Raw genomic sequence first — 21,824 nt, forward strand, 5'->3', positions numbered from 1 at the left:
CCACCGCCTCCCGGTGCGCCGCGTCAGGTGCCCGCTCCGTGGAGCAGACCCGCTTCCCGGTAGACCTCGGTCAGATCCGGCTGGACACGCACGTCCGGCATCCGGTAGGTGCGCAGCGGACGGTTGACGGCGCCGACGACGAGCACGGCCGCGGTCGCGGTGAGGCCGCCGATGGCGAGGGCGATCGGGGCGCCTACGAGTCCGCCGAGCACGCCGCCGCGGAAGTTGCCGATCTGCGGGCACGCGACGCCGATCACGTGCTCCACCGCGGAGACCCGCCCCCGGAACCCGTCCGGCGTCTCCAACTGGACCAGCGCTCCGCGGGTGACGACGGAGACGGTGTCGGCCGCCCCGGCCACGGCCAGGCAGGCGAGCGCGAGCCAGAGCGGCCCGGCGAGCCCGAAGCCGGCGAGGGCGACCCCCCACACCGAGGCGGCGCCGAGCTGCAGCATCCCGGACCGCCGCGCGCGGGTCACGGTGCCGGAGAGCGCCCCGGCCACGATGCCGCCGACCGCGATCGCGGAGAGGAAGAGCCCGAGCGTGCGCGGGTCGCCGCCGAACCGCTCCTCGTTCACGAGCGGGAAGAGGGCGATCGGCATCGCGAGCACGGTCGCGGCGAGGTCGACGGCGAACGCGCCCCAGAGGGTCGGCCGGCGCAGGACGTACATCCAGGCGCCGCGCTCGGCGGCGGGACGCAGGCGTGCGGTCGCCGACCGGGCTGCTCGTGGGTCCGCCGGTGCGCTCTGCGGCGGGATCGCCGGGAGGGCGAGCAGGCACAGCAACGAGAACCCGATCGCGATCGCCTCCGCCGAGTACGCCACCGGGAGCGACCACGCGACGAGCAGGCCGCCCAGAGCAGGACCGGCGAGCATCGACCCCTGGAAGGCCAGGTTCTGCAGCGCGAGCCCGGCCGCGACCTCGCCGGCGGGGAGCAGGCGCGGCGGGAGGGTGCGGCGAGCCGGTGCGCCGAACGCGGCGACGGCCGACTGCACTGCGATCAGGGCGAGCAGGAGGGGCACGGAGTCGAGCCCGAGCGCGGCCTGCGCCGTCAGCGCCAGCGCGGCGACGGCCTGTCCGGCCGTGCTGAGCCGCACGATGGAGCGGCGGTCGAACCGGTCGGCCAGGCTGCCGCCCAGCGGGCCGAAGGCGAGCATCGCGACGCCGCTCGCGAGGCCGAGCGTGCCGGTCCACATCGGGCTCTTCGTCAGGTCCCACACCTGGGCGAGGGCGGCGACCGAGGCGATCTGACCCCCGAACCCGGCGAGGGAGGTGCCGGCCCAGAGCGCGAGGAACGCCGGGCTCGACCGCAGGGGGCGCAGGTCGGTGACGTGGGAGCGCAGGCTCACGCGCGCACCGGCGGGTCCGGCTCGACGAGGTGGGCGTCCAGGCGCTCGGACATCGGCCGCGCATCCACGGCGCGCTGCAGCTCGGCCACCACGGACGAGAGAGTCACGGCGGTCTCGTCGTCGAGCTCGGCGATGGCGGCGTCGGTGGCGCGCCACTCCGCCTCCAGCAGCGGGACGATCTCGCGGCCGCGGTCGGTGAGGCTGATGACGCGCGTGCGCGCGTCGGGGCCGGGCTCGGTCGTCACGAAGCCGGCCTGGCGCATCCCGGCGACCGTCTGACTCACGGCGGAGTGGGTGCGCTCGAGGGAGGCGGCCAGCTCGCGGATCGTCAGCGGCCCCTCGTGGGCGAGGCGCATCATCGGCCGGGCGAAGCGGGAGCGCATCCCGCTCACGCCGCGGCGGGCGTAGAGGCCGTCGATGTCGTCGTCGAGCCGGCGGAGCAGGGCGAAAAGCGCATCCCAGCGTGCGGGGATGCGCGTCGGGTCGCCGGAGGAAGAATTCGTCACAGTGCTGTTATAACAGTGCTGTTGTATTTAAGCAAAGAGCGATCGAGCCCTCCCACTGGGACGATCACTCCAGCGGGCCGAGCTCCTCGCGCACGAAACGCGCGAACTGTGCCGCCGCCGCGGACTCCGACCGCGTGCGGTTGCGGGCGAGCCCGATGACGCGGGTCGCCTCGTCGGTGAGCGGCACGGCCACGAGCCCGGGCTCCGCCGGGGTGTCCGGGATGAGCGCCACGCCGACCCCGTCGCGCACGAGCGCGCGCAGCGTCGCCAGCTCGGTCACCTCGATCACCGGCGCCATGACGACGCCGTGGGCGGAGAAGTACGCGTCCGCGATGTGGCGCAGGCCGGAGCCCGGCCGCAGTGAGACGAGCTCGTAGGGGGCGAGGTCGTCCACGGTCACGTGCTCGCGCTCGGCGAGGGGATGTCCGAGCGGCACGCCCAGCACCAGGCGCTCGGCCGTGAGCGGGTGCCAGTCGATCTCGGGGTCGCGCGGATCGGGGCTCAGGAACGCGACGTCGGCCGAGCCCTCCCGCAGCGCGTCGAGCACGGTGTCGGCGGTGCCGCCGCGCAGCACGAACCGGATGTCGGGGAACAGCGCCCGGTACTCGCTCACGACGCGGGGGATGAGCCAGCCGCCGAACGACGAGACGTACGCGATCGACACGATCCCCGCCGCCGGGTCGCGCAGGGCGGCGATGCGGGCGCGGGCGTTCTCGAGCTCCATCTCGGCGCGCGCCGCGTGCGCGAGCAGGATCTCGCCGTACTGGTTCAGCTCCAGGTGCCCGCGGCGGCGGTCGAGCAGCTCGACGCCGGCCTCGGCCTCCAGCCGCGCCAGCGAGCGCGAGAGGGTCGACTGCGAGACGCCGAGGGACTGCGCCGCGAGCGCCAGGTGCCCTTCGGCGGCCAGCGCCCGGAAGTGGGCGATCTCGTCGATCCGCATGTGACCCATCATGACGTACGCGCGCCGGATCCGGCCCGGCGCGGGCCTTCGGAGGGCCGTCATCCTGGCACGCGAACAGGGTTAGCCGCGCGCGTCTGCTCAAATGAGCGGTCTACCCCCGAACGAGTTTTCTGTACGTTCACACAAGAGACAGAGTCCCGACGATCGCGGTTCCTACTCTGACCGTCGGATCCATCCCACTTCCACCGACCAGGGAGAGCAATGTCAATCAGGAACGGCAGGGTGTGGCGCAGCGCCGCGGCCGCGATCGTCGGGGCCGGGCTCGCAGCCGGCGCCCTCGTCGCGACGCCGGCGTACGCCAGCACCGACGGCACCGGAGTCGTCATCAACGAGGCCTATCTCAGCGGCGGCAGCGCCGGTGCGGCCTACACGAACAAGTTCGTCGAGCTGTACAACCCGAGCGACGCGCCCGTCGCCCTCACCGGCTGGAGCGTGCAGTACCGCTCGGCGACCAGCACCGGTGCGGCGAACGGCGTCGTCCCGCTCACCGGCTCGATCGCCGCCAAGGGCTACTACCTCGTCGCGGGAGGCTCGAACGGCACGAACGGCGCCGCCCTCCCGACGCCCGACGCCGCGAGCAACGCGCTGAACCCCAGCGGCACCACCGGCACCCTCATCCTGTCCAGCTCCGCCTCCGCTCTCACCCTGCCCGCGGGCTCGGTGTCGGGCGCGGCCGGCGTGGTCGACCTCGTCGGCTACGGCACGTCCAACACGTTCGAGAAGGCCAAGGCGCCTGCGCCGTCGGCCAACACGGACGTCAAGTCGCTGAACCGCACCTCGTTCACCGACACGGACGACAACAGCGCCGACATCACCCTGAGCGGCACGATCAGCCCGCAGAACTCGGCGACCACGCCGGGCGGCGGCACGACCGACCCCGGTGAGGGCACCGACCCCGGCACCGGGACCGACCCGGGGCCGCCGGGCGACGCGATCGCCATCTCCGAGATCCAGGGAACCGGTGACACCAGCCCCAAGGCCGGCCAGACCGTCACCACCGTCGGCGTCGTCACAGCGCAGTACGCCACCGGCGGCTTCAACGGGTTCTACATCCAGACCCCCGGCACGGGCGGCGCGGTCGACCTCGCCACCCACACCGCCTCCGACGCCGTCTTCGTCTACGGCTCGTCGTACGCCGCCTCCGTGGCCGCGGGCGACTACGTGCAGGTGACCGGCGCCGTCAGCGAGTTCAACGGCCTCACCGAGCTCACCGCCTCGAAGGTCGACAAGCTCGACGCGAGCACGGTCACCGCTCCGGCCCCCGCCACCGTCGGCCTCCCGGCCACGGACGCCCAGCGCGAGAGCCTCGAGGGGATGCTGATCGCACCGCAGGGCGCGTTCACCGTCACCGACACCTACTCCACCAACCAGTACGGCGAGATCGGCCTCGCGGCCGGCGACACCCCGCTGCTGCAGCCGACCGACGTCGCCCGCCCCGGCACCGCCGAGTACGCGGCCGCCGTCGCCGACGTGAAGGCCCGCGGCGTCATCCTGGACGACGGAGCCTCCACCAACTTCCTCAGCGCGGCAGGCAAGTCCAAGCCGCTGCCGTACGTGTCGCTGACGGATCCCGTGCGCGTCAGCGCGCCGGTGACCTTCACCACGCCGGTCGTCCTCGACTACCGCAACGACGCGTGGAAGTTCCAGCCGACCGCCGAGCTCACCCCGGCGAACGCCGCCGCGGTGCAGCCCGCGACCTTCGCCAACACCCGCACGGCCTCCCCGGCCGACGTCGGCGGCGACCTGAAGCTCGCCACCTTCAACGTCCTGAACTACTTCACGACGACCGGCGACCAGCTCAGCGGCTGCACGTTCTACACCGACCGCGACGGCAACAAGATCACCGTGAACAGCGGATGCGACGCCCGCGGCGCCGCCGACGCCGCCAACCTGAAGCGCCAGCAGGACAAGATCGTCGCCGCGATCAACGGCCTGACCGCCGACGTCGTCTCCCTCGAGGAGATCGAGAACTCGGCCCGCTTCGGACTGGACCGCGACGACGCGCTGAAGACGCTCGTCGGCGCGCTCAACGCCGCGGCCGGCAGCGAGGTCTGGGCGTACGTGAAGTCGCCGTCGACCCTGCCGTCCACCGAGGACGTCATCCGCACCGCCTTCATCTACAAGAAGGCCGTCGCGGAGCCCGTCGGCTCCTCCCGCATCCTCGACGACGCGGCGTTCGCGAACGCCCGCCAGCCGCTCGCCCAGGCCTTCAAGAAGGTCGGCGCGAAGGACGCGAACGCCTTCATCGCCATCGTGAACCACTTCAAGTCGAAGGGCTCGGGAACCGGTGCGGACGCCGACCAGGGCGACGGTCAGGGCGCGTCCAACGCGTCCCGCGTGAAGCAGGCGAAGGCGCTGGTCGCGTTCGCCGACGAGCGCAAGGCCAGCCTCGGCCTCGACAAGGTGCTGCTGATCGGCGACTTCAACGCGTACCTGCAGGAGGACCCGATCACGATCCTCACGGACGCGGGCTACGTCGACCAGGTCAGCACCCGGACGAACAAGCACACCTACTCGTTCGACGGCACGGTCGGCTCCCTCGACCACGTCTTCGCCTCGCCGGCCGCCAACGCGGCGATCACCGGCGCGGACGTGTGGAACATCAACTCGGGCGAGTCCATCGCGCTGGAGTACAGCCGGTACAACTACAACGTCACCAACTTCTACGCCGCCGACCCGTACCGGTCGAGCGACCACGACCCGATCGTGGTGGGCCTCGGCCTGACCGCGAAGCCGGTGACGCTCAACCTGCTGAACATCAACGACTTCCACGGGCGCATCGACGCCAACACCGTGAAGTTCGCCGGCACGATCGAGAAGCTGCGCGCGGAGGGCGGCGAGGGCAACACCCTCTTCCTCTCCGACGGCGACAACATCGGCGCCTCCCTGTTCGCCTCGGCGTCGGCCGGCGACATCCCGACCATCGACGTGCTGAACGCGCTGGGCCTCAAGACCAGCGCCGTGGGCAACCACGAGTTCGACAAGGGCTTCTCCGACCTGACCGGCCGGGTGAAGGATGCGGCGGACTTCAGCTACCTCGGCGCGAACGTCTACACGAAGGGCACCAAGGACCCGGCACTGCCGGAGTACGCGACGTTCGACGTGAACGGCGTGACGGTGGGCGTCATCGGCGCGGTCACGCAGGAGACCCCGACCCTCGTCTCGCCGGGCGGCATCTCGACGCTCGACTTCGGCGACCCGGTGGAGGCCGTCAACCGCGTGGCGGGCGAGCTCACCGACGGCGACCCGTCGAACGGCGAGGCCGACGTGCTCGTGGCCGAGTACCACGAGGGTGCCGGAGCGGGCACGCCCGACGGAGCCACGCTCGAGCAGGAGGTCGCGGCCGGCGGCGCGTTCGCCGACATCGTCACCAAGACGAGCGCGAAGGTCTCTGCGATCTTCACCGGCCACACGCACAAGCAGTACGCGTGGGACGCCCCCGTCCCCGGAGTCGACGGCGCCACCCGCCCGGTCGTGCAGACCGGCAGCTACGGCGAGAACATCGGCCAGGTGACGCTCACGGTCGACCCCGAGACCGACACGGTCACCGCCCACACCCTCCGCAACGTCGCCCGCACCACGGACGCCGACGCGGACCTCGTGGCGGCGTACCCGCGGGTCGCGCAGGTCAAGACGATCGTCGACAAGGCGCTCGCCGCGGCCGACGTCATCGGCAGCCAGAAGATCGGCTCCGTGACGAAGGACATCACCACCGCCTACATCGGCGCCGCGCGCGACGACCGCTCCAGCGAGTCCACCCTCGGCAACCTCGTCGCGGACTCCCTGCTGTCGACCCTGTCGCCGGCCGAACTCGGCGGCGCCGAGATCGGCGTGGTGAACCCGGGCGGCCTGCGCGCCGAGCTGCTGTACGGCACCGACGGCTCCGTCACCTACGCGCAGGCGAACGCCGTCCTGCCGTTCGTGAACAACCTGTGGACGACGAGCCTGACCGGCGCGCAGTTCAAGCAGGCGCTGGAGCAGCAGTGGCAGACGAACGCCGACGGCACCGTGCCGAGCCGGCCGTTCCTCAACCTCGGCCTGTCGAAGAACGTCAGCTACACCTACGACGCGAGCCGCGCGGCGGGCGACCGGATCACGAGCATCCTCGTGAACGGGAAGCCCATCGACCCGGCGAAGTCGTACCGGATCGGCTCGTTCTCGTTCCTGATCCAGGGCGGTGACAACTTCCGCGCCTTCGCGGCCGGGACCGACACCAAGGACTCCGGCCTCATCGACCGGGACGCCTGGATCAGCTACCTGCAGCAGAACAGCCCGGTGTCGCCGAGCTTCGCCCGCCGTGGCGTCGCCGTCAGCGGCGTGCCGACCGGCACCCTGCAGCCCGGCCAGCAGGTCTCCTTCACCGTGTCGAAGCTGAACCTGACCTCCCTCGGCAGCCCGGCGAACACCTCGCTGACGCTCTCGTGGACGGGCAGCGGGACCAGCCTCGGCAGCGTCCCGGTGGACGCCGCCGGCAGCGCGACCGTCGCGTTCACCGTCCCGGCCGACGCGGCCGGCGCGAGCACGCTCGTGCTGACCGCTCCGGAGTCGGGCACCACCGTCACGGTGGCGCTGACCGTCGCGGACCAGCCGGTGGAGAACCCGAAGCCGACGAAGGACCCGAAGGCCGCCAAGGAGTCGGCCCTCACCAAGGCGCTCTTCGGCAAGATCACCCTCGACAAGACCAGCTACAAGGCGGGCGACCCGGTCCAGGTGACCGTGGACACGAAGCTCGCCGGCCAGTGGGTCTCGGTCTGGGTGTACTCCACGCCGAAGAACATCTCGGCCGGATGGGCGAAGGTGCCGGCCGACGGCATCCTGAAGCTCACCCTCCCGCCCAAGCTGGACAAGGGCGACCACAAGCTCTCCGTCCAGAACGCGTCGGACGCCGTGGTCGGCTGGAGCGCCTTCCAGGTGAAGTCCTCCGGCGGCGGCTGGTGGGACTGGATTTGCGACCTCGGCTGGCTGTGGGACTGGTTCCACAAGCTGTTCGGGTGGTGACCGCCCGACCGGCTGACCGCTTGACCAGCTGATCGCTCCGTGACGCGAACGGAGGGGATCCCCACCATCTCGGTAGGAATCCCCTCCGTTCCTCGCGTTTCCGGGGTCGCGCGGTGCGGATCTCCTCCGCTTCCGTCGAGTACGCAGAAAGTGGGGCCCAAACCGCCGAGTACGCAGAGAATCCGCGTACTCGGCGTCGGGGCTCGCGCTCAGTCGAAGTAGAGGTGGCGGTGGAGTTTGCAGCCGGGGTTGAAAGCCGCGCCGCACGCCGGGCATCCCTCCACGCCGAGGTACGCGTCGATCGTCAGCTCCTCGCCGCACACACCGCAGAGCACCGCGCGCTCGGCGCCCGAGCCCTCCGGCCAGGCCTGCGCGGGATGGTCGGCCGCCTCCGCGTGGCACAGGTGGCACGGGTAGTACTCGCCGCAGCAGGCGAAGCGGATGGCGATGACGTCCAGCTCCGTCCGGTAGTGGATGCAGCGGGTCTGGTCGTCGACCGTCGGGCCGAGCACGCGGGGCGTCATCGCACGCCCCGGGCGGTGAGGGCGTCGCCGAGCTGGTCGGCGTGCTTCAGCGCGACCACCAGGAACGGCACCGCGAACAGGCGGAGGCTGGCCCGTCCGCCCCGCGCCCGCTGCGCCTCCCGCACATCGTGGGCGAGCCGTGCGAGCACCGGGAGGGTGCTCAGCGTGACCGTGAGGAGCAGGGCGACGCGCTGCGGGTCGATGCGGATCCGCGCGAGCGGCCCCATCCCGCGCTCGATCGCGTCGAGCAGCGCCGTGACGCGTGTCGTCAGCACGAGCAGCGCGGCGAGCACGATCGCGCCCGTCACGCGCGCGGTGTTGGCGACGGCCGCCTCCGTGCCGAGGAAGATCAGCTGTCCGGCGAGCGTCACGACGACCACCCAGCGCACGGCCACGACCTGACGGCCGAGCTCCGCGATCCCGAGCCCGGAGACGAGGTAGGCGAGCACGCACACCCCCGCCGCGGCCGCCGCGGTCCACCACAGGGAGGGGAGCAGGGAGACCGTCAGCACCAGCGCGAGGAGCAGCAGCGTCTTCGGGCCGGCGGCCATGCGATGCAGGAGGCCGTCGCCCGGCCGGTAGAGCGTCACCACCGCCGAATCACCACCGGAGCGCCGCCTCGTACTCGGCGATGATCTCGGCGGGTGCGCCGACCCCGGCGACCCGGCCGCCGGCGAACAGCACGGCGGCGTCGCAGCGGTCCGCGAGCGCCAGGTCGTGCGTCACGAGCACCAGCCGGTGGCCGTGCTCCTCGGCGAAGAGATGGTCGGCGACGCGGCGGGCGTTGCGGGCGTCGAGGTACGCGGTCGGCTCGTCGGCGATCACCAGCCCCGGGTTGCGGATGAACGCGCCGCACAGCGCGAGCAACTGCTTCTGGCCTCCCGAGAGGTCGTGCGAGGGATACTCGGCCAGCGCGGTCAACCCGAACCGGTCGAGGGCGCGGGCGACCCGGTCGGCCGCTTCGGCCCGCGACGGCTTCTCCGCGCGCAGCGAGAAGGCGACGTCCTCCGCGACGGTCGGCAGCACGATCTGCGCGTCGGGGTTGCTGAACACGACCGCGACCCGTCGCCGCAGTTCGGCCGCCTGCCGCACCGGGTCGAGGCCGAGCACGCGGAGCGAGCCGCCCGTCGGCGGAGTGAGCCCGCCGAGCAACCGGGCGAAGGTCGACTTGCCCGACCCGTTCTCGCCGATGACGGCGATCGTGCGTGCGTCGAGGTCCAGCGTGACGTCGTGCAGGATGTCGGCGTCGCCGAGCCGCACGGAGACGCCGTCGAGCGCGATGCCGTTCATCGGACCACCTCCAGCACCGCCGCCACGCCGAGTCCGCCGCCGACGGAGGCTGCGGCGACGCCGATCGTACCGGCCGGAGCCCCGCCCCGCACGAGTCGGCTGAACAGGCGCACGATGCTGACGGCGCCGCTCGCGCCCCACGGGTGGCCGAGCGCGAGCGCCCCGCCGTCGGCGCAGACGCGCGCGTCGTCGTCGGCGATCCCGAGCCGGTCGAGCACGGCGAGGCTCTGCGCAGCGAACGCCTCGACGATCTCGAAAGCCGCCACGTCGTCCGTCCCGAGCCCTGCGCGTTCGAGCGCGGCGAGCACAGCCGGTGCCGCGCCGATCCCGGGGAGGGCCGGGTCGCAGCCGACGACGGCGTGGGCGCGGATCGCCAGCCCCGGGAGGCCGCGCCCCGGGAGGCCGCGCCCCGGGAGGCCGCGCCCCGGGATGCCGCCGCTCGCGACGCTCCGGTCGCCCGGCACCACCACGACCGCCGCCGCCCCGTCGCCGATCCGCGTCGAGGTCCCCGCGGTGAGCGTCCCGTCCGGGAAGAGCGCCGGCAGTCGCGGCAGCAGCCTTTCGGCGCCGCCGATCGCGTCGTCCGCCGTCATCCCGGCGAGAGGGACGAGCTCGTCCGTGAACCGTCCGGCCACGAGCGCCGCCCGCGCCCGGGCGTGACTGCGTGCCGCGTGAGCGTCCTGCCGCGAGCGGGGGATGCCGTCGTGCCGCGCGAGGTCCTCTGCGGCCCGTGTCATGTCCGGGTCGGGCCAGCCGTCCGGGGCGAACGCCGCGCGGTCGTACGCGATGCCGTCCACCGAGCGGACGGGCGAGGTCGAGGCGCTCTCGACGCCGCCGGCGATCCGCGGGCGCGCATCCCCGGCCCGGATGGCCGTCGCCGCGTCGAGCACCGCCGCCAGCCCGCTGCCGCACTGCCGGTCGACCGTCGCGCCGGGCACGCCGGAACCCAAACCGGCCGCGAGTGCGGCGACCCGCGCGGGATTGCCACCGGGGCCCATGCAGTTGCCGAGCACGACGTCCGCGATCTCGATCGGCGAGCCGGCGTCGGAGTCGGAGCCATCGGAACCGCCGGCCGCATCCCCCAGCGCGGCCCGGATCACGGGAGCCGCCAGCTCCTCCACCCGCAGCCCGGCGAGGGCGCGCCCGCGCGTCCCGATGGGCGTGCGGCGCGCGGCGATGATCACGGGGTCAGCCAAGACGCGGCACCTCCCCGGCGACCGCGCGGCGGGCGGCCTCGGCGCGTGCCGGCTTGCCCGACGCGGTGCGGGGCAGGGGAGCGGCGAACCAGTGCCGCGGCCGATGGGCGGGCGCGAGCTGCTCCTCGGCCGCCGTCCGCAGCGCGGCGAGGCTGGGACCGTCGCCGCCCTCCGGCTCGATCACGGCGGCCACAAACGCGCCAACGCGCTCGCGTGGTAGGGCGAACACGACGGCGTCGCGCACGCCCGGCACCGTACGCAGGACGGCCTCCACCTCCTCCGGCACCACGGTCGCGGAGGCGCTCAGGATGGCGTCGTCCGCCCTCCCGAGCAGCCGCAGCCGGCCGTCGAGCAGCTCCGCCCGGTCGCCGACCGAGGCCCAGTCGCCGTCGCGTCGCAACGGGCCGGCGGTGGATACGCCCGCGGTCGCGCCCAGGTACCCGAGCGCGATGAACGGCGACCGCACCCACAGCTCGCCGTCGCGCACGTCCAGCTCCACTCCCGGGAACGCGCGCAGGCCGTCGCCGGTGTCGATCGCCGCGTACGAGAGCTCGGCGGCGCCGTAGTACGCGGCGACGCGGATGCCCGCAGCCTCGGCACGCCCACGCAATGCGGGGTCGAGGTGCGAGCCGCCGACGAGCGCGGCGCGCAACCGGGGCGGAGCGCCCGCGTCGAGCAGCGCCCGCAGCGCGTGGGGCGTGCCGTGGAAGCAGGTCGCGTCAGCGGCGTCGTCCGCCGTGAGCACGTGGCCGCGCGGCAGGATCGGTCGCGGGCCGCCCGCGAGGGCGTGCGCGAGCGAGAACAGGGTCAGCGACGACGCGGGAGGCGCGGGCAGCGCGACCGCGCCGTCCGGTCCGGCATCGAGGAGCGCGGCGACGGCGGCGAACGAATCGGCCCAGGATGCCGCGGTGCGCTGCACGATGCGGGGCGCCCCGCTGCTGCCGGAGGTGAGCGTCGCCCAGGCCGCGTCGGGATGCGGCTCCGCGCCCTCCGCGACCGCCACCAGCGTCGACCACTGCGCGTCCGGCGCGCGATCGTCGCCGACGAGCGGCACGTCGCCCGCGGCGCGCACCGCTCCGACCTGCTCGAGCAGCGTGCGCGCGGGCCCGCGCAGCGGGACGATCCGGGGGGACGTCACGGCGTGGGCGTCCCCGCAGCGACCGGCTCGGCTGCGACCGGCCGGGGCGCCGCCTTCCACGTCCGGCGGAAGGCCCGCGGGTAGGTCCGCACGAGCGTGGTCACGATCAGCGTCGCGAGCACCGCCTTCACGAGGTCGCCCGGCAGGAACACCAGGCTGGTCAGCGCGGTCTCGCCGAGCGGCAGGCGGGTGACGAGGCTCTGCACCGGGATGCCGACGGCGTAGATCACGAGGATGCCGCCCACGATCATCCCGAGCAGCGTGCGCCACCAGACGGGCTTGCGCCCCGCCGCGTGCACGATCAGCCCGATCACCAGGGCGCCGACGATCCAGCCGAGCGCGTATCCGGCCGACGGCCCGAGGAAGACGCCGATCCCGCCGCGACCACCGGCGAGCAGGGGGAGGCCGGCGGCGACGAGCGCGAGCAGCACCGCCATCGAGAGCGCTCCGAGCCACGGGCCCAGGATGGCGCCGGCAAGCATCACGCCGAGGGTCTGCGCGGTGATCGGCACGCCGCCGAAGAACGTGAAGCCGCCCGGCAGGCCGAGCACGGCGACGATCGCGGCGAACACGGCGACGCGCGCCAGATCGGTCGCGTCGAGACGGCGGCGCGGGGCCGGGGTCGGGGCATCGGTCATGATCGGATCCTCACCTGAACACTGTTCACCTGAACGGTGTTCACTATAGTGGGATCGTGAGCGGGATCGAAAGCGGACGCAGGCACACACGCGACGATGTGGCGCGCACCGCGCTGCGGATCCTCGACGACCACGGCCTCCCCGACCTCACCATGCGCCGCCTGGCCGCCGCGCTCGACGTACAGCCGAGCGCCCTCTACTGGCACTTCCCGAACAAGCAGTCCCTGCTCGCCGAGCTCGCCGACCGCATCGTCGCCGGGCCGTCGCCCTCGGCCGGCCCGTCGCCCTCGGCCGCCCCCGCACCGGACGGCGAATGGATGGATGCCGTGCGCACCGAGGCCGCCGCCCTCCGCGACGCCCTCCTCGCCTATCGCGATGGAGCGGAGGTCGTGGCGAGCACCCTCGCGCTCGGGCTCGGCTCCGGGGTCGCCCTCGACCGGCTGACCCGCGCGGTGGCTCGCGGCGGCTTCGACGAGGCGACCGCCCGTCGCGCGGCGACCGCGCTGCTGCACTTCCTGCTCGGGCACGTCTCGCACGAGCAGCAGCGCCTGCAGTACGACAGCCTCGGGGTCCTGGCCGACCCGGCCGATCCCGTCGCCGCGGGTGCGGGCGCGAGCGGCGAGAGGGCCGACGATCCCGCAACGGACTTCGCCTTCGGCGTCGACCTGTTCGCGGGTGGCCTCGAGCGCCTCCGGGTGGGGGAGCTCAGTCGCCCCCGAAGGTGACCTTCCAGCCGCCGACCACGTTCGTCGCGAGGTTGAACAGTGCGGCGAAGATGGCGCCCAGCGCCGAGACGACGATCAGCTCCAGCAGCGCGACGACCAGGGTGAACGTCATGAAGTTCGGGAAGGTGATGCCCGCGACGAGCTGAGCGCCCTGCGCTCCGGCGACGTCCTCGAGGAAGCTGCGGGCGAGCGCGACCGCGCCGAACTTCTCCAGGGCGGTCCAGAGCAGCAGCGCGACGACGACGGTGATGGCCGCAACGATCAGGCTGACCAGGAACGACATCTTGAGCGCCGACCAGAAGTCGATGTAGACCAGGCGCATGACGGCCCGTTTCGACTGCTTCTTGCGTGCCGACATCCCTGCGCGACCTCCCCTGCCCTGCCGACCCGCAGCGCGAGACGGTCCCCTCGGCACAGTCTAACCGCCCGCCGCGCAACCCCTCGTCAGGGCCGTGGGCGGGGGCGTAGCGTGGAGCACATCGCCCGCCGAACGTGAGGAGCATCCCTATGCCGACCGTCGCCGACACCATCGTGGAGATCATTCGGGACGCGGGGGTGAAGCGCGTCTACGGCATCCCGGGCGACTCCCTCAACGGGTTCACCGACGCCCTCCGGCGCGCGGGCGACGTCGCCTGGGAGCACGTGCGGCACGAGGAGGCGGCGGCCTTCGCGGCGGCGGCGGAGGCGGCACTGACCGGCGAGTTGGCCGTTTGCGCGGGCAGCTGCGGACCGGGCAACCTCCACCTCATCAACGGCCTCTTCGACGCCAACCGCAGCCGCGTGCCCGTGCTCGCGATCGCTGCGCAGATCCCCGGCCCCGAGATCGGCAGCACCTACTTCCAGGAGACCCACCCGCAGGACATGTTCCGGGAGGCGGCCGTCTACACCGAGCTCGTGTCCATCCCGGAGCAGCTGCCGCGCGTGCTGGAGATCGCGATGCGCACCGCGATCGAGCGGCGCGGGGTGGCGGTGGTGGTCGTCCCGGGCGAGATCTTCCTGAAGGAGAGCGCCGGACGCCGCAAGTCCGCGCCCATCCTCTACTCGCCGCGCGTCACGCGCCCGGCCGATGACGAGCTGCGCGCCGCCGCCGACATCCTGAACGGCGCCAAGAAGGTCACCATCCTGGCCGGCGCGGGCGTCGAGGGCGGCCACCCCGAGCTGATCCGACTGGCCGGCGCGCTCAAGGCCCCGGTCGTGCACGCGCTCCGCGGCAAGGAGTTCGTCGAGTACGACAACCCCTACGACGTCGGCATGACCGGGCTGCTCGGCTTCTCGTCCGGCTACCGGGCGATGGAGTCGTGCGACGCGCTGCTGATGCTGGGCACCGACTTCCCGTACCAGCAGTTCTATCCGTCGAAGGCGAAGATCATCCAGGTCGACATCCGCGGCGAGAACCTCGGCCGGCGCACGCCCGTCGACCTCGGACTGGTCGGCAGCGTGAAGGACACCGCGGAGGCGCTGATCCCGCTGCTGAAGGAGCGCTCCGACACCAAGCACCTGGACTCCTCGACCGCCCACTACGCCAAGGCCCGCAAGAGCCTCGACGAGCTGGCCGTCAACGACCACAACCGCACGCCCATCCACCCCCAGTACGTCGCGCGGCTCATCAGCGAACTGGCCACCGACGACGCGGTCTTCATCCCCGACGTCGGGTCGCCGGTCGTCTGGGCCGCCCGCTACCTGCGGATGAACGGCAAGCGGCGCCTCATCGGGTCGTTCTCGCACGGGTCGATGGCCAACGCCGTCCCGCACGCGATCGGTGCGCAGGCCGCCTTCCCCGAGCGCCAGGTGGTCGCGCTCGCCGGAGACGGCGGTCTCGCCATGCTGCTCGGCGAGCTGCTGACGCTGCGGCAGAACAAGCTGCCGGTGAAGATCGTGGTGTTCAACAACTCCTCCCTCAACTTCGTCGAGGTGGAGATGAAGGCGGCCGGATTCGTCAACTTCGGCACCGGGCTCGAGAACCCCGACTTCGCGCAGGTCGCGCAGGCGATCGGCCTGCACGGGCAGCGGGTGGAGAAGCCGGACGAGCTCGAGAGCGCCCTGCGCACGGCGTTCGCGCACGACGGCCCCGCGCTGATCGATGTCGTGACCGCGCGGCAGGAGCTCAGCATCCCGCCGGCGATCACCGCCGAGCAGGTCAAGGGCTTCACGCTCTACGCGCTGCGCACCATCATGTCTGGTCGCGGCGACGAGCTGGTCGACCTCGCGGACACGAACATCTTCCGCCGCCTGTTCGACTGAGGGCGCCCGGACGACTGCGCTCGCCTGGTACTTCTGCGGCGCGGCGACGCCGCAGAAGTACCGCCGTGTGGCAGTCGTCCGCGAGAGGGCCCGGCGTCAGTTGATGCAGACCGTGTCGCTGTAGCTGGTCGCCGGGGACGCCGGGGTCGCTGCGGCAGCGTCCGCCGTGGGTCAGCGGCTCCGGTGCCGGGCCGCGCCGATCGCGACGGCGATCAGGAGCAGCGCCTGCACCGCCACCCCCACGACGAACAGCCACCCGAGGTCGGCGATGGCGACCGCCGGATATAGCAGCGCCAACGGTACGACGATCGCCGCGGTGATCGCGACCAGGATGACGGTCCGCTGTGTCCGGGGAGCGGCCGGCGCGCGGTGATTCAGCGCCGGCACGACCAGGAACGCAGCGAACACGAGGGCGAAAGACGCGGCGGTGAGGCCCACCGGAGGGGATTCCTCTCGCGCGATGAACACGGCCGGCGCGGCGGTAACCACCACCAGGACCCCGAGCAGCAGAATCGCCGACGATGCTGCTGTCGGGACGTAAGGGTGTCGCAGCGTGTCAGTCATGATGGGTCCGTCGCGTCCTGGGTCAGCACTTCTCGATCACGAGATGGGTCGTCGACGTAGGCACGTAGATCAGAGCGCGCATACCGAGACACTTCCCCTGATTGAGGGCGTTCTGGGCCTGCTGACCAACGTACGCGACGGCAAAACCGCACGACAGTCCCCCGATCGGCCCCGCGAGCATGGTGCAGCCACCCGTGATCAGAACTCCCGCCGTACCGCTCGAGGCAGCCAGTTGTTGTGTCTCCGCTTTGTTGTACATCACTGTGCAGAACACTCCATCACACAGGAGCCGTGGATCTGCGACGACCGGGTAAGCCGCACCGCGATGGTCGACGTGCTGAATGACCGTGCCGCCATCGAGCGTGTACCAGCTCGGAAGCTGCTTTCCGGTGGCGTCGACGGCCCACGCGGCGGCGAGGGCGTTCACAGTCTGTCCTTCCGGGTTTTTGACAAGCACGCCGCCGTCGCTCGTCGGCTCTAGTCGTGCGGGTTTGCCAGCCGAGGCAACGTCGAATCGGAAGTCGTTCGGCGCCTCGGCACTATCGATCACGACATAGCCAGCGTCAGCGCGAGCGCCCGCGCCGGTCACCGCGTAGTGGAATCCCGCCTCGGAATAGACCACAGCGCTGCCATCAGCGACGATTGCTCCGGGGGAATCGGTATCGGGTTGGAGTGACACCATCGCATCCCCAGTCCCGACCGTCACCCCGGTCCGAGCCGAGACAGCGCCCGCGGCGGAGACGTCCTCCGAGCCAGTCAATAGGCCACGCTGGTCGAGCGCGCGCAGGGCTTGCACGGTTGGACCTGGTTCAGCCGACGCCGGAGCTACCGATGCGACCGCGAAGGCCGAAGCAGCCGCGAGGACAAATAGAGCTTTGAGTGGAGACATCTTTGTCGCCCTCTTCCTGTACCCGGAAGACGCCCCTGTCGCGTCCGCGGTCCAGGTACATACTCACTCTCGCAGTTAATGCTCAAGAGTTCCAGAGCAAGAACGCTGGATTTAGGATTTTACGCACAGCTCTCATCGCATAGTCGCGAGGACCGGCCCGTCGATCTCGCGTGCACGAAAATCTGCCGCTGCCTTTTCGGCTGATCGGAGGTCGTCAGTTGATGCAGACCGTGTCGCTGTAGCTGGTCGCCGGGGACGACGGCGTCGGCGCGGGCGCCGATCCCGAGCCCGACGATCCCGAACCGGAGGACGAGCCGGAGCCGGACCCGCTGGACGCGCCCCCAGCCCCCGGCATGATGCCGTCGTCGCCCAGCACCACGGTCACACCGGAGACGCTGCTCGTCTCCTGCACGGCGGCGCCCGGGAGGAGGGCCGCCACGGCCTTCGCCTGCGCCTCCTGTCCCGAGGGGTACTGGATGGTGGTCGTCGCGATGGTGTCCGCATCGCCCGGGGTCCCGGTCTTGAAGCCGGCTGCGGCGAACGCCTGCGTGGCGGTCCCGGCGGCGCCGTTCTGGCTTCCGCCGTTCAGCACGGTCACGGTCGTGTCGGCCGGCTTCGCCGCGGTCGCCTTGTCGTAGGCGCTCGGCGTGCCCATCAGGCTCTGGATGAACGCGGGCATCGCGGCCGTGTCCACCTCCACGATCGAGAGGTCCTCGCCGTCGACCGTGATCGTCGGGGTGCCCGAGATCGGGATGGTCGCCGACTGGATCTTGCCGCCCGTGAGTCCCTGCATCTGGGCGCCGAGCTGCAGGAAGTTGAGTCCGGGATCGGTCTCGAGCGAGCCGCTGACCGCATCCAGGACGTTGGTCAGCTTGCCCGGGTTGAGCAGCGTCCCGGCGGAGAGGAACTTGTGCGCCTCCACCGACAGGAAGTACTGCTGACGCACGACGCGGTCGAGGTCGCCGCGAGGGAGGCCGTGGCGCTGGCGCACGAACGAGAGCGCCTGCTTGGCGTCGAGCGTCGAGACCCCCGCCGGGAAGTTCGCGCCCGAGTACGGGTCGTCGACGGCCTCGTTGAGACACACCTGCACCGGTCCGAGCGCCTGGGCGATCGTGTAGAAGCCGAGCAGGGAGACGCGCACGTAGTGGTCGATCGACAGACCCGTGAGGTTCTGGACCGTCTGGATCAGCAGCTTCGCGCCGCTCGTCGGATCGGTGGCGCCGCCGCCGAGGGAGAACGCGGAGTTGAGCTTGTTCATCCCGTGGCCCGGCACCTCCACCCACGAGTCGCGGGGCAGCGAGATGAGCGTCGCCGACTTCCCGTCCGCCGGGATGTGCAGGATCATCATCGTGTCGGTGTTCGTGCCGCCGCCGTCGTCGGTGGTGCTGAGCTGGTCGAGCTCGGCCTGGGTGGCGCCTTCGGGACGGTGGTCGTCCCCGACGAGGAGGATGTTCTGGTCGGTGCCGTCCACATCCGTGCCCGACTTGGAGATCACGTCGACATGGCTCACGCCGTTGACGAAGCGGAAGTAGCTGTAGGCCGCGTAACCGCCGAGCACTACGAGGAGCACGGCCAGGGTGCCGGCCGTCCACGCGACGATCCGCTTGGTGCGGCGGCGCTTGCGCGGGTCGCGCCCGCGCTTGCCCGGGGTGCCGTCGCCGGGCCCGCCGGTGTTGCCGCCGTCGCCGGAGCCGCCGCGTCCGCCGTTCCCGCGACCGCCGCCGCCTCCACCGTTCCCGCGACCGCCGCCGCGTCCGCCGTCGTACGGCTCGTCGGCCCCTGCACCGGTGCCGAACGGGTCGAACCCGCCGCCGGCCGCGGCACCGCCTGCGGCCGCGCCGGAGCGCACCTGGGAGGCGGGGCGCGTCGCCCGCACCGGCCGGCGCGGGTCGGCGGCGGGCGCACGGCCGAAGACCTCGGTCGCCGGCTCGCGGTCATCGCCGCGTCCGTCGGCGCCGGGGGTGTCGGGGAGGTTCGGTCGTCGCACATCAGAACGCTAGAGGGCGCCGCCTGAAGAGGTCCTGGTTTCCGCGGCGTTCCCGACGAATCGCCAGGTTTTCGCCTCCGACCTCCCAGGCCCGGCTCAGGTGGCGGGCGACGGCTCTGCGAGAACGCTCAGTCCGTGGCGCCCGTGGCGCCGCCAGCGTCCGTGGCATCCATCGCGGCCGTCATCCGCTCGGAGATCGCGAGCAGGGCCTCCTGCTGCTCGGGTGTGATCGCGTCGTACAGGATGCGGCGGATCGTCGCCGTGTGCTCCGGCAGCGCGCGCACCACGACCCGGCGCCCCTCGCCGGTGAGCTGGATCCAGCTGGCCCGGCGGTCCTCCGCGCAGTCCTGGCGCTCGACGAGCCCGCGCGCCGCCATGCGGGTCACCTGGTGCGAGACGCGGCTCTTCTCCCAGCCGGTGAGGGCGACGAGATCGCGCACCCGCAGACGCCGCCCGGGGGAGCGGACGAGGGCCATCAGCACCTCCAGCTCGGAGATCGAGATGCCGTTGTCGTGCTGCAGCTGCACGTCGAGCGTGCGGTCGAATCCCCGGCGCATCAGATAGAACGCGTGGAAGAGGCGCTCTTCGTCGTCGCTGAGCTTGCGCGGGTCTGGCTGGGTGCGCGCGGTGGGCATACGTCATCCTCGCACGCGTCGGGCGACGGCGGGCGTGCCCGGGCCGTCAGTGGGCGAGCTGCTCCAGGAACACGACCAGCACTCCGAGCGCGACGATCACGGCGAGCACGAGCAGCTGCTTCCAGCCGGCGAGTCCCGTGCGCGAGACGGCGATCCGCGCCACGACCGCGAGGGAGACGATCAGCGCGATGATCGCGACGGTCATCGCCGTGTGGACCGCCACGACACCGCCGATGGCCAACAGCAGCATGATCACCGGGACGACGAGCACGCCGAGCGCGCGGGAGGCGACCGCGACCATGTGCCGGAACTCGAGGGCGCTGGGCAGTGTGGTGTGCACGATCATGTGCGAGACCAGGTCGGAGGCGAGGCCCGCGAGCAGCACACCGACCACCGAGATCAGCATCGTCCACAGCACGTCTCCCGGGACGAGGTGCTCGCCGTGGCCGTTCAGCGCGACCAGCACGGCGAGGGCGGTGAACGTCGCGTAGATCCGCTCGCGCAGGCGGTCGCCCGCCTGCCGGCGCTGCTCCTCGGTCGCGTCTGCGGGCAGGCGTGTGTCGTCGGGCCGGTCGTCATCCCGCGGAGGCATGCGAGAAGCCTACGGGACGGGAATGCAGGAGGCCGGGCCGAGGTTCGAACTCGGTGACACGTCACCCAAAACGAAGGATGGACAATGACGAAGATCGCGATCATCATCGGCAGCACCCGGCCGGGCCGCAACGGCGAGGCCGTCGCCCGCTGGGTCTACGAGCATGCCGCGAAGCGCGCGGGCGTCGAGTACGAGCTCGTCGACCTCGCCGACTGGAACCTCCCGCACCTCGACGAGGCGATGCCCGCCGCGATGGGGCAGTACGCGAACGACCACACCAAGGCGTGGGCGGCGAAGATCGCCGAGTTCGACGGCTACCTGTTCGTGACTCCCGAGTACAACCACAGCACCTCCGGCGCGCTCAAGAACGCGATCGACTTCGTCGGCGCCGAGTGGGCCAACAAGGCCGCGGGTTTCGTCAGCTACGGCGTCTTCGGCGGTGCGCGTGCCGTCGAGCACCTGCGTCTCGTGCTGTCGCAGCTCCAGGTCGCGACCGTCAGCGCCTTCGTCGGCCTGAGCCTCGCGCACGACTTCGAGAACTGGTCGCTGAAGCCCACCGCGCAGCAGGAGGCGGCCCTCACCCCGCTCTTCGCCCAGCTCGAGTCCTGGTCGGCCGCCCTCGAGAGCGTCCGCACGGCGGCTGCCGCTGCGCCCGCCGAGGACGCCGCCGCCTGACCTGACCCGCGTGGCACCCCGCCGCCGAGAGTGCGAACATTCCGCCCTCTCGGCGGTTTCGCGTGCACTTCGTGCCGCCTCGACGCAGAGCGCGCTCCGCGCTAGGTCTGGCAGACGGGGCAGAAGTATGTCACGCGCTCCTCGAGCTCGGTGCGGCCGAGCTCGGTGCGCCGGATGCGCGTCCCGCAGCGGCGGCAGGGCTGCCCGCCGCGGCCGTACACCCAGGTGTTGCGGCCGCGGCGGGTGTCGCCGGTCGTCACCCGCCGCGGCCGGTCGCGGTTGGCGACGATGAGCCGGTGGCCGAGGTCGACCGCCGCGGGCACATCCACTTCGGCGACGGGACGCGTGGGCAGCATCCCGCGCAGGAAGCACAGCTCGTTCGCGTAGACGTTGCCCAGCCCGGCGAGGTTGCGCTGATCGAGCAGGGCGACGGCGATCGGGGTGTCCGGGTGCGCGGCGATGCGCCGCACGGCCTCCTCCGCGACCCAATCGGGCCCGAGCAGGTCGGGGCCGAGGTGGCCGACGACCTCCTCTTCGCGCGCTCGCGGCAGCACCTCCAGCACGCCGAGCAGGAAGCCGACCGCATCGGCCTCCGCGGTCCGCAGCACGGCGCGCGCCTGGAACGCGGGATGCCGCCACCGCTCGCCCGGCCGGTAGACCTCCCACGAGCCGTCCATCTTCAGGTGCGAGTGGATGGTGTGCTCGCCGACCCGCATCAGCAGGTGCTTGCCCCGGCTCACGACCTCGTCCACGCGCTCGCCGGAGAGGTCGACGGTCGCATACGCCGGGACGCGGAAGTCGCTCGCCGTCAGCACCCGCCCGGCCAGGGCCTCCCGCAGCCGCCGCGCCGCCTGGTAGACGGTGTCACCCTCGGGCACGCGGCCTCCTCGGCCCGGGCGCAGCCCTCACCAGCGCAGCC

At 72.2% G+C, this 21,824-nt stretch carries 20 protein-coding genes; 4 read left to right on the plus strand and 16 right to left on the minus strand.

The features are described from left to right. Window positions 1–23: 23 nt before the first annotated feature. From FHX33_RS18625 to FHX33_RS18635, 3 genes are all read right to left on the minus strand, one after another. Entirely contained in the window at window positions 24–1,346 is a 1,323-nt protein-coding gene (locus FHX33_RS18625; protein ID WP_183428848.1) for an MFS transporter, read from the minus strand. After that, window positions 1,343–1,852 (minus strand): MarR family winged helix-turn-helix transcriptional regulator, encoded by a 510-nt coding sequence (locus FHX33_RS18630; RefSeq protein WP_021765043.1) that lies wholly within the window; start codon window positions 1,850–1,852, stop codon window positions 1,343–1,345. The genes FHX33_RS18625 and FHX33_RS18630 overlap by 4 nt, the downstream gene beginning before the upstream one ends. Window positions 1,853–1,916: 64 nt before the next feature. Continuing rightward, window positions 1,917–2,792, minus strand: a complete 876-nt coding sequence (locus FHX33_RS18635) for a LysR substrate-binding domain-containing protein (protein WP_039923724.1) — start codon at window positions 2,790–2,792, stop codon at window positions 1,917–1,919. Window positions 2,793–3,014: 222 nt separating this feature from the next. On the opposite strand from FHX33_RS18635, the gene FHX33_RS18640 reads away from it, so the two are divergent. Then, entirely contained in the window at window positions 3,015–7,811 is a 4,797-nt protein-coding gene (locus FHX33_RS18640) for an ExeM/NucH family extracellular endonuclease (RefSeq protein ID WP_021765041.1), read from the plus strand. 209 nt (window positions 7,812–8,020) lie between these two features. Here the strand turns inward: FHX33_RS18640 and FHX33_RS18645 are convergent, their stop codons facing one another. From FHX33_RS18645 to FHX33_RS18670, 6 genes are read right to left on the minus strand one after another with little or no spacing between them, the layout of a single operon-like run. After that, window positions 8,021–8,335, minus strand: coding sequence for a CHY zinc finger protein (locus FHX33_RS18645; RefSeq protein ID WP_021765040.1), 315 nt, complete (start codon window positions 8,333–8,335; stop codon window positions 8,021–8,023). Next, window positions 8,332–8,928: an energy-coupling factor transporter transmembrane component T family protein gene (locus FHX33_RS18650; RefSeq protein WP_021765039.1), complete on the minus strand. Its 597-nt coding sequence runs from the start codon at window positions 8,926–8,928 to the stop codon at window positions 8,332–8,334. Before FHX33_RS18650 ends, FHX33_RS18645 begins: the two co-directional genes overlap by 4 nt. Window positions 8,929–8,935: 7 nt before the next feature. Beyond that, the gene (locus FHX33_RS18655; RefSeq protein ID WP_021765038.1) at window positions 8,936–9,625 is read right to left on the minus strand and encodes an energy-coupling factor ABC transporter ATP-binding protein; all 690 of its coding nucleotides are present in this window, start codon (window positions 9,623–9,625) and stop codon (window positions 8,936–8,938) included. After that, a complete protein-coding gene (locus tag FHX33_RS18660) occupies window positions 9,622–10,821 on the minus strand; it encodes a thiolase family protein (protein ID WP_221209721.1) in 1,200 nt (399 codons plus the stop codon). The genes FHX33_RS18655 and FHX33_RS18660 overlap by 4 nt, the downstream gene beginning before the upstream one ends. Further along, entirely contained in the window at window positions 10,814–11,959 is a 1,146-nt protein-coding gene (locus FHX33_RS18665; RefSeq protein ID WP_183428849.1) for an AMP-binding protein, read from the minus strand. Before FHX33_RS18665 ends, FHX33_RS18660 begins: the two co-directional genes overlap by 8 nt. Next, window positions 11,956–12,597 (minus strand): biotin transporter BioY, encoded by a 642-nt coding sequence (locus tag FHX33_RS18670; RefSeq protein ID WP_021755389.1) that lies wholly within the window; start codon window positions 12,595–12,597, stop codon window positions 11,956–11,958. The genes FHX33_RS18665 and FHX33_RS18670 overlap by 4 nt, the downstream gene beginning before the upstream one ends. Window positions 12,598–12,653: 56 nt before the next feature. Between FHX33_RS18670 and FHX33_RS18675 the strand changes: the two genes are divergently transcribed. After that, window positions 12,654–13,322: a TetR/AcrR family transcriptional regulator C-terminal domain-containing protein gene (locus tag FHX33_RS18675; protein ID WP_183428850.1), complete on the plus strand. Its 669-nt coding sequence runs from the start codon at window positions 12,654–12,656 to the stop codon at window positions 13,320–13,322. Here FHX33_RS18675 and FHX33_RS18680 read toward each other — a convergent pair. Then, window positions 13,303–13,680 carry a DUF3566 domain-containing protein gene (locus tag FHX33_RS18680; RefSeq protein WP_021758481.1) on the minus strand — a complete coding sequence of 126 codons (378 nt, stop codon included), beginning with the start codon at window positions 13,678–13,680 and terminating at the stop codon, window positions 13,303–13,305. The two genes, FHX33_RS18675 and FHX33_RS18680, sit on opposite strands and share 20 nt — an antisense overlap. Window positions 13,681–13,829: 149 nt before the next feature. Between FHX33_RS18680 and poxB the strand changes: the two genes are divergently transcribed. Beyond that, complete coding sequence (gene poxB, locus FHX33_RS18685; protein WP_021758482.1) at window positions 13,830–15,563, plus strand: ubiquinone-dependent pyruvate dehydrogenase; 1,734 nt, start codon at window positions 13,830–13,832, stop codon at window positions 15,561–15,563. Window positions 15,564–15,734: 171 nt separating this feature from the next. Here the strand turns inward: poxB and FHX33_RS18690 are convergent, their stop codons facing one another. The 5 genes from FHX33_RS18690 to FHX33_RS18710 all read right to left on the minus strand — a co-directional run bounded on the left by FHX33_RS18690 (window position 15,735) and on the right by FHX33_RS18710 (window position 20,230). Beyond that, the gene (locus FHX33_RS18690; protein WP_021758483.1) at window positions 15,735–16,127 is read right to left on the minus strand and encodes a hypothetical protein; all 393 of its coding nucleotides are present in this window, start codon (window positions 16,125–16,127) and stop codon (window positions 15,735–15,737) included. A gap of 22 nt (window positions 16,128–16,149) precedes the next feature. Continuing rightward, the gene (locus FHX33_RS18695; RefSeq protein ID WP_221209722.1) at window positions 16,150–16,806 is read right to left on the minus strand and encodes a hypothetical protein; all 657 of its coding nucleotides are present in this window, start codon (window positions 16,804–16,806) and stop codon (window positions 16,150–16,152) included. Window positions 16,807–17,230: 424 nt separating this feature from the next. Continuing rightward, window positions 17,231–19,003, minus strand: coding sequence for an LCP family glycopolymer transferase (locus FHX33_RS22220; protein WP_183428851.1), 1,773 nt, complete (start codon window positions 19,001–19,003; stop codon window positions 17,231–17,233). A 128-nt stretch (window positions 19,004–19,131) separates the two neighbouring features. Then, entirely contained in the window at window positions 19,132–19,638 is a 507-nt protein-coding gene (locus FHX33_RS18705) for a MarR family winged helix-turn-helix transcriptional regulator (protein ID WP_021760356.1), read from the minus strand. Between the two features lie 46 nt (window positions 19,639–19,684). Next, window positions 19,685–20,230, minus strand: a complete 546-nt coding sequence (locus FHX33_RS18710; protein WP_021760358.1) for a hypothetical protein — start codon at window positions 20,228–20,230, stop codon at window positions 19,685–19,687. Between the two features lie 84 nt (window positions 20,231–20,314). Here FHX33_RS18710 and FHX33_RS18715 point away from each other — a divergent pair, with 84 nt between their 5' ends. Next, a complete protein-coding gene (locus FHX33_RS18715; RefSeq protein ID WP_021760360.1) occupies window positions 20,315–20,905 on the plus strand; it encodes an NADPH-dependent FMN reductase in 591 nt (196 codons plus the stop codon). A gap of 101 nt (window positions 20,906–21,006) precedes the next feature. Here FHX33_RS18715 and FHX33_RS18720 read toward each other — a convergent pair whose 3' ends face one another. Beyond that, window positions 21,007–21,783, minus strand: coding sequence for an Fpg/Nei family DNA glycosylase (locus FHX33_RS18720; protein WP_183428852.1), 777 nt, complete (start codon window positions 21,781–21,783; stop codon window positions 21,007–21,009). Between the last annotated feature and the right edge of the window lie 41 nt (window positions 21,784–21,824).

It is taken from the genome of Leifsonia aquatica (assembly GCF_014190775.1).
Lineage (GTDB): Bacteria > Actinomycetota > Actinomycetes > Actinomycetales > Microbacteriaceae > Leifsonia > Leifsonia aquatica.